The organism is Kitasatospora sp. NPDC059571, assembly GCF_042735675.1.
Lineage (GTDB): Bacteria > Actinomycetota > Actinomycetes > Streptomycetales > Streptomycetaceae > Kitasatospora.
In genome coordinates this window covers 10,610-12,666 of the sequence record NZ_JBHWBW010000090.1, presented here as the reverse complement: position 1 = coordinate 12,666, position 2,057 = coordinate 10,610, and the positions used below count along the sequence as shown (strand labels likewise).

General features: G+C 68.5%; 2 protein-coding genes. Both read left to right on the top strand.

Going from position 1 to position 2,057, the window contains the following annotated elements:
* The first annotated feature begins 101 nt into the window (after positions 1–101).
* Positions 102–1,613: a depupylase/deamidase Dop gene (gene dop, locus ACFV0G_RS13450; RefSeq protein ID WP_380546067.1), complete on the top strand. Its 1,512-nt coding sequence runs from the start codon at positions 102–104 to the stop codon at positions 1,611–1,613.
* Between the two features lie 137 nt (positions 1,614–1,750).
* On the top strand, positions 1,751–1,969 hold the full coding sequence (locus tag ACFV0G_RS13445) for a ubiquitin-like protein Pup (RefSeq protein ID WP_380546065.1): 219 nt from the start codon (positions 1,751–1,753) through the stop codon (positions 1,967–1,969).
* The last annotated feature ends 88 nt before the right edge of the window (positions 1,970–2,057 follow it).

Sequence of the window (2,057 nt, the reverse complement as noted above, 5' to 3'; positions counted from 1 at the left end):
TAAATCTCTACATCACAAACATCCTTCGGTGTGTTCTCCAAACCCCCCCCCCCGCCGCACGGCGCGTCTCCACAGGCATCACTTCGGGCAAGGAGGGCCGCATGACCGTACGGCGCGTGATGGGCATCGAGACCGAGTACGGGATCTCCGTGCCCGGGCACCCGAACGCCAACGCCATGCTCACCTCGTCCCAGATCGTCAACGCGTACGCCGCGGCGATGCACCGGGCCCGCCGGGCCCGCTGGGACTTCGAGGAGGAGAACCCGCTGCGCGACGCCCGGGGCTTCGACCTGGCGCGCGAGGTCGCCGACGCCAGCCAGCTCACCGACGAGGACATCGGCCTCGCCAACGTCATCCTCACCAACGGCGCCCGGTTCTACGTGGACCACGCCCACCCGGAGTACAGCTCGCCCGAGGTGACCAACCCCCGCGACGCGGTCCTGTGGGACAAGGCGGGCGAGCGGATCATGGCCGAGGCGGCCGCCCGCGCCCTGGAGCTGCCCAACGGGCAGAAGATCAACCTGTACAAGAACAACACCGACAACAAGGGCGCCTCCTACGGCACCCACGAGAACTACCTGATGAAGCGGGCGACCCCGTTCGCCGACATCGTCCGCCACCTCACCCCGTTCTTCGTCTCCCGCCAGGTGGTCACCGGCGCCGGCCGGGTCGGCCTCGGCCAGGAGGGCAACGCGCACGGCTTCCAGATCAGCCAGCGCGCCGACTTCTTCGAGGTCGAGGTGGGCCTGGAGACCACCCTCAAGCGCCCGATCATCAACACCCGGGACGAGCCGCACGCGGACGCCGAGAAGTACCGCCGGCTGCACGTGATCATCGGGGACGCCAACCTCTCCGAGATCTCCACCTACCTCAAGCTGGGCACCACGGCGCTGGTGCTGTCCATGATCGAGGACGGCTTCATCGCCGTCGACCTGGCCGTGGACCAGCCCGTGCGCACCCTGCACCGGGTCTCCCACGACCCCTCGCTGGACTACCAGATCCAGCTGCGCAGCGGCCGCAGGCTGACCGCCGTCCAGCTCCAGATCGAGTACTGCGAGCTGGCCCGCAAGTACGTCGAGGACCGCTACGGGCAGGACGCCGACGAGCAGACCCTCGATGTGCTGACCCGCTGGGAGGACGTGCTCGGCCGGCTGGAGCGCGACCCGATGAGCCTGTCCCGGCAGCTCGACTGGATCGCCAAGAAGGAGCTGCTGGAGGGCTACCGCCAGCGCGACGGGCTGGAGTGGGACAGCTCCCGGCTGCAGCTGGTCGACCTCCAGTACAGCGACGTGCGGGCCGACAAGGGGCTCTACAACCGCCTGGTGGCGCGCGGACGCTTCGAGCGGCTGCTCACCGAGGAGGAGGTCCTGCGGGCCGTCGGCAAGCCCCCGGAGGACACCCGGGCGTACTTCCGCGGCCGCTGCCTGGAGCAGTACGCCGACCACGTCGCCGCGGCCTCCTGGGACTCGGTCATCTTCGACCTGCCCGGCCACGACTCGCTGCAGCGGGTACCCACCATGGAGCCGCTGCGCGGCACCCGCAGCCACGTGAAGGACCTCCTGGACCGCTGCCGAACGGCGGAGGATCTTGTTCGTGTACTGTCCGGAGGGTAACTTCTCGATCACTTGGGGTGAAATCTCCGACAAGGGGGAATCATTCAGGTGAGCGCCGGACGTTGAAGCAAAACCGGGCGCGAATGCCGTACCCGGCGGATAGGGTCTGACCAGACAGAGCGAGCGGGGTGAGGGAAATGGCTAACAAGGACACCGGCGGTGGCCAGCAGCGGGCGAACCGCTCCTCCGAGGAGGTCGAGGAGCAGGCCGCCGAGGCGCAGGCCTCCGACGACCTCAAGGAACGCCAGGAAAAGCTCAACGACGACGTCGACGCGGTCCTGGACGAAATCGACGAGGTCCTGGAATCCAACGCAGAGGACTTCGTGCGCGGTTTCGTGCAGAAGGGCGGCGAGTGACCGCGGGAATTCCCGCCGTCACACGATGTGCGCTGCAGGTGCGCCCCAGCCCCCCGGCGGGGGGGGGCCCGGCACCGGGTGGGTTGCG